The organism is Mycobacterium sp. NPDC003449 (assembly GCF_053588415.1).
Map to the genome: position 1 here is coordinate 1 of NZ_JBSFPX010000307.1, position 5,135 is coordinate 5,135.

7 protein-coding genes and 1 pseudogene are annotated in these 5,135 nt (G+C 65.9%); 5 read left to right on the plus strand and 3 right to left on the minus strand.

What is annotated here, in order from left to right:
- Positions 1–191 (minus strand): NmrA family NAD(P)-binding protein (locus ACWDTP_RS37175; protein ID WP_450028221.1); only part of this gene is annotated, 191 nt, incomplete at its 3' end.
- 127 nt (positions 192–318) lie between these two features.
- Between ACWDTP_RS37175 and ACWDTP_RS37180 the strand changes: the two genes are divergently transcribed.
- Both ACWDTP_RS37180 and ACWDTP_RS37185 read left to right on the plus strand, forming a co-directional pair.
- Positions 319–1,107, plus strand: a complete 789-nt coding sequence (locus ACWDTP_RS37180; RefSeq protein ID WP_450028222.1) for an oxidoreductase — start codon at positions 319–321, stop codon at positions 1,105–1,107.
- Positions 1,108–1,156: 49 nt separating this feature from the next.
- Positions 1,157–1,852 (plus strand): annotated as a pseudogene (locus ACWDTP_RS37185) (NADPH-dependent F420 reductase); the annotation flags it as partial.
- Here ACWDTP_RS37185 and ACWDTP_RS37190 read toward each other — a convergent pair.
- Both ACWDTP_RS37190 and ACWDTP_RS37195 read right to left on the minus strand, forming a co-directional pair.
- Positions 1,844–2,320 carry a MarR family winged helix-turn-helix transcriptional regulator gene (locus tag ACWDTP_RS37190; RefSeq protein WP_450028223.1) on the minus strand — a complete coding sequence of 159 codons (477 nt, stop codon included), beginning with the start codon at positions 2,318–2,320 and terminating at the stop codon, positions 1,844–1,846. The pseudogene ACWDTP_RS37185 and the gene ACWDTP_RS37190 sit on opposite strands and share 9 nt — an antisense overlap.
- Positions 2,321–2,383: 63 nt before the next feature.
- Positions 2,384–3,298: an LLM class F420-dependent oxidoreductase gene (locus ACWDTP_RS37195; RefSeq protein WP_450028224.1), complete on the minus strand. Its 915-nt coding sequence runs from the start codon at positions 3,296–3,298 to the stop codon at positions 2,384–2,386.
- A 92-nt stretch (positions 3,299–3,390) separates the two neighbouring features.
- Between ACWDTP_RS37195 and ACWDTP_RS37200 the strand changes: the two genes are divergently transcribed.
- Genes ACWDTP_RS37200 through ACWDTP_RS37210 form a run of 3 tightly spaced genes read left to right on the plus strand, consistent with a single transcriptional unit; the run spans position 3,391 to position 4,945 of the window.
- Positions 3,391–4,038: an FMN-dependent NADH-azoreductase gene (locus tag ACWDTP_RS37200; RefSeq protein WP_450028225.1), complete on the plus strand. Its 648-nt coding sequence runs from the start codon at positions 3,391–3,393 to the stop codon at positions 4,036–4,038.
- 60 nt (positions 4,039–4,098) lie between these two features.
- Positions 4,099–4,719, plus strand: coding sequence for an NADPH-dependent F420 reductase (locus ACWDTP_RS37205; protein ID WP_450028226.1), 621 nt, complete (start codon positions 4,099–4,101; stop codon positions 4,717–4,719).
- Positions 4,700–4,945 carry a hypothetical protein gene (locus tag ACWDTP_RS37210; protein WP_450028227.1) on the plus strand — a complete coding sequence of 82 codons (246 nt, stop codon included), beginning with the start codon at positions 4,700–4,702 and terminating at the stop codon, positions 4,943–4,945. The genes ACWDTP_RS37205 and ACWDTP_RS37210 overlap by 20 nt, the downstream gene beginning before the upstream one ends.
- Positions 4,946–5,135: the final 190 nt, after the last annotated feature.

Sequence of the window (5,135 nt, forward strand, 5' to 3'; positions counted from 1 at the left end):
GCCCCGTCGAGTGCGGCGTCCAAAGACGCCGCATCCGCGAAGTCGCCGACGCTGAGGGTGACGCCGTCGCGCAGCAGGCTCTGCCCGTTGCGCGGGTCGCGGACGAGGGCACGGACTTCGTGGCCCGCCTCGGCGAGCTGTGCGACGACGTGACTTCCGACCGTCCCGTTGGCCCCGGTTACCAAGAACATGGCGGTGATCCTCTTCTCCGGTGGTTCGTCCGAAACGACGGGAATTTATCGCACCGTGGATGCATTGAGAATACTCATAGTATGACGAAGTGATGTTCGGACCGCCCGCCACAGAAAGATGTTCGCGATGCCAGACCCCATCGTCGCCCCGCTCGTCCCCACCACCCCGATCGCCGATCTGACCGGCAAGACCGCCGTGATCACCGGCGGCTCAAAAGGAATCGGCGAGGCCACGGTCGCGCGGTTCGTCGCTGGCGGGGCCAGGGTGGTGACCTCCGGGCGGTCGGCGCCCAAGTCGCTGCCCGCCGGAGTCGAGTTCGTGACCGCGGACCTGAGGACCCTCGACGGGGTGCGCCACCTCGCCGAGCGGGCCGGCGACCTGCTCGGCGACATCGACATCATCGTCAACAACGCCGGCGCGGTGACCGCACACATGGGCGGGGTGCTCGACATCCCCGATGACGAGTGGCTCGGCGACCTTCAGATCAACTTCCTTGCCGCCGTGCGCCTCAACGCCGCCCTGCTGCCGGCCATGTACGAGCGCGGACGCGGATCGATCGTCAACGTCACCTCGACGGTCACCATCGCGCGCCCGGCGGCCACGCTGCACTACGCGGCAGCCAAGGCCGCGCTGGCCGTGTACTCCAAGGGCCTGGCCAACGAAGCGGGACCACGCGGGGTGCGGGTCAACGCCGTCTCGCCCGGCAACGTCACCTCACCCGGCGGGGATCAGGTTCGTCAGTCGTTCGCCGACCTCTTCGGCGCCGAGGCGGTGGCCGCCGCGGGCACTCCGATTCCGCTCGGCCGCCTCGGCCAAGCCGGCGACGTCGCCGAAGCCATCGCCTTCCTCGCCTCGGACCGTTCCGCCTGGATCACCGCCAGTGAACTCGTCGTTGACGGCGGCGAATGGCAATGACGGCGCCCATCGAGAATAGGACCCCCACGCTCGACGTTGGACGAGCTGGACCGACAACACCACACGGAGGCGATACATGAAGATCGGGATCATCGGAGCAGGTCAGATCGGCGGAACGTTGACACGTCGGCTGCGTGAACTCGGACACGAGGTGACGGTGTCGAACTCACGTTCCCCCGAAACGCTCAGCGACCTCGCGGACGAAACCGGTGCGACGGCGGTGTGGGCCAAGGACGCCGCGGCCGACGCCGACCTCGTCATCGTGAGCATTCCGCAGAAGAACGTGCCCGACCTCGCCGAGGGGATCGTCGACGCGCGTAGACCGGGCGCCCCGGTGATCGAGACCAACAACTACTACCCGCAGCAGCGTGACGGCGAGATCTCGGCGATCGAGAACGGTCAGGCCGAGAGTGCGTGGGTGGCAGAGCAGATCGGCGCACCGGTGTACAAGGTCTTCAACGGTATCTGGTGGAAGCATCTGCTCGAGAGCGGTAAGCCCGGCGGAACCCCGAACCGGATCGCACTCCCGATCGCCGGCGAGGACGGGCCGGGCCGCGAACTGGTCCACGGCATCGTCGATCAGCTCGGGTTCGACCCTGTCGACGCCGGCCCGATCTCCGAATCATGGCGGCAGCAGCCCGGGACGCCGGTGTACGGCAAGGACTTCGACGCGGACGCCACCCGCAAGGCACTTGCCGAGGCTACGCCCGAGCGGACGCCTGAATGGCGCGCACAGTCACACTGAACCGTGATCTTGTCCAAGGCCGTTCGCGACATTGGCCACGGCCTTGGACAGGAGCGAGTGCAGGGTGGCGAGTTCCCGAGGCTTCAGACCGAGCATTCGTTGCTCGAGCACTGCCGCGACCCGCTCGATTTCGGCGAGCCGGCGGCGCCCGGCCTTGGTGATGAACACGTTGTGTTTGCGTCGATCCTCGGGAGAGCGCCGGCGTTCGACCAGACCCTCGTCTTCAAGACCATTGAGTAGCGCCACCACCCCGGTGGCATCGACCCCGAGTGCCTGGGGCAGCTCCGATTGGGCCTGCTCACCGGAGTCGCGCAGCAGCGTCAACGCGATGGCGTGACGCGTCTTCATCCCGTGCGGCAACAGATCGCCGTCCGCTTCGGCCCGCATGCGCCGGAGCAGGTAATCCATCATCACGCCGACCATGTTGTCCGGTGATGCGAAATCATTGCCATCCACCGAATCGCTCATGAAGGTGAGGTTACCGGCAGGCGTTGACGATCATGCCGTTCCCATCAGTTGAGCTACTGCAAATCATCGTGACGGACGGATCGCCTCATTCCCGCGGTTCGTATCGGGTTCGAGCCCGAGGGGCCCGGCGAGTTGGCCGAGTGCAGGGACGAGTTCGGCTGGTTCGGTGAAGACCTGGACGGCGACGTGGTCGGCGCCGGCGGCGATGTGTTGATTGAGCCGTGCGGCGATCTGATCGGGTGTGCCGTAGGCGATCATGGCGTCGACGAGGGCATCGCCGGCGGTGCGATCCATGTCGGCGTCGGTGAATCCGATGCGCTTCCAGTTGTTTCGGTAATTGGCCAGTGGAAGGTAGACGGCGAGGGCTTCGCGCCCGATCGCGCGGGCCTTGTCGATGTCGGTGGTCATGATGACCTTGTGTTCGGGGGCCAGGAATGCCTCGGAACCGATGAGTTCGCGTGCCTGGGCGGTGTGTTCGGGGGTGGTCAGGTACGGGTGCGCGCCGCCGCTGCGGCGGGCCGCGAGTTGGAGCACGCGGGGCCCCAGGGCCGCGACGACGCGGCGGTCGCTCGGGACGCCGCGGCGGTCGAGTTCGTCCAGGTAGTCGTTGAGTGCGTCATAGGGCTTGCGGTATTCGGCGAGAGCTTCGGGATGCCCGGCGCCGATGCCGAGTACGAAGCGGCCGGGGTGAGCGTTGGCGATGCGGTGGTAGGACTCGGCAACCGTTGCGGCGTCGGCAGTCCAGATGTTCACGATCCCGGTGGCGACGTGCAGGGTGTCGGTGGCCTCCAGGATGGGATCGACCCAGGAAAGGTCGGCTGCCGGGGAACCGCCTGCCCACAGCCCGACATAGCCCAGCGCCTCGATATCGCCCAGTTGCTGGGTGGTCAGACCTGCGAACAGCGCGTAACTGCCGAAGACACCGAAGTTGGGCCCAGCAGTCGGTGCGGAGCGGTCGGCCCGGTCAACGTTTTCCATGGACGTGAGACTACGGGAATTTCTGGACAATATGCAATGTAGTGATAGTTTGCATCGTACAAACGATCTGACTTCCAGAAAGGCGTGTACTCATGAGCCACCTCTTGCACATCGATTCCTCCATCCAGGGCGATGCGTCCATCAGCCGGAGACTGACCGCGCACACCGCTCAACGCTGGGCCCAGGCCCACCCGGACGGCACCGTGACCTACCGCGACCTGGCCGCCGACCCGGTTCCCCATTTCGATGCCGTCAGCGGGTTGGCCCGCAACATCCCCGCCGACCAGCACACCCCGGCCCAGGCGGAATCCTTCGCCCTCTCAGCGCGTTTGATCGACGAGATCAAGGCCGCCGACACCGTGCTGCTGGGCCTGCCGCTCTACAACTACGGAGCACCCAGCATCGTCAAAGCCTGGGTGGACCACATCGTCGCCGCCGGACTGTCCTTCGACCCGGTCAGCGGCGCGGGCCTGCTCGGTGACACCGAGTTCATCGTCCTGGAAAGCCAGGGCGGTGGCTACGGCCCCGGCACCCCGCGCCACGGTTGGGATCACGCAGGCGCCTGGATCGCCCACGGTGTGTCGCCCACCGGGCTGGTACCGCGCGTCATCAGGGCCGAGCTGACCATGGCCCCGGTCAACCCCGCAATGGCCGACCTGATCCCCCTGCATGAGAAGAGCCTCGCCGACGCCCTGGCCGAGATCGACACGCTCTGGGCCCCCGCCGACGCGACTGTCTGACCGGTGATTACGACCAATCCTTCAGCCAACCAAAACATTTCACGCGGAGAGAAGACTTCAATGAAGATCGGATTCATCGGTGCAGGCATGATCGGCAGAGCAGTCGGCACCCAGCTGGCCAAGGCGGGCCACGATGTGCTCGTGAGCAATAGCCGCGGCCCCGAATCTCTGCAGGCGACATTCGAACCGCTCGGGGTCGCCGTGGGCACCGTCGACGACGCCGCCGCCCGCGGCGTGGTGTTCCTCGCAGTGGCCTGGCGCGACATCCCAGCCGCTCTGGAGAAGGTGGACCTGTCCGGCAAGATCCTGGTCGACACCAACAACCCGATCATCATGCCCGGGTTCACCCGCGCCGACACCGGCGGGAAAACCTCCAGCGCGGTCATCGCCGAATTGGCACCCGGAGCCCACGTCGTCAAGGCGTTCAACCACATGCTGTCCACCAGCTACGACGAAGGCCCCCTGGTCGGCGGCGCACCCAAAGTGCTGTTCCATTCCAGCGACCACGACGACGCCCACACGCTGGCCAAAACCCTCATCGAAGACCTCGGCTACGTGCCGGTCAACCTGGGCGCCCTCGTCACCGGTGGCGCCCTGCACGAATCACCGGGCGCGCTGGCCGGCCGGGTCTTCGTCGAACCCGCGGCCGACTGGAATGGCTATGCGGGACAACAGTCTTGAGATCCTGAAGAAGGCCGTGGGCATTTTGCCGACGCTCATGCCCGAATACCTGGACATTGCCTGTTTGTGGCCTCCAGCACTGGTCCAGGCCTACGCGACGCCACCGACGCTCGACCAGATTGTCGGTGAGACGGCAAACCGCATCGACGCCCTCATCAAGGGAGACCCGGCGGCCAAGAGGGTGAGGACCGCACTTCCTGCCGAAACCAGCATCTTCCGGGTGTAATACACCGTTCACGATCTGCATGAGGAAGCCATCTGGTGGCGCACGGATTTCGGGCCCAACACCCGGTAGTGCGACGGAATTTCGCACAACGGGTCCTAGTGGTCCGTCTGCGATTTGATCTGGTTAAGGGTGGCTCGGCCGCGTTGGACTTTGGCGATGATGTCCTCGGCGGTGGCTTTCCAGATGAAGG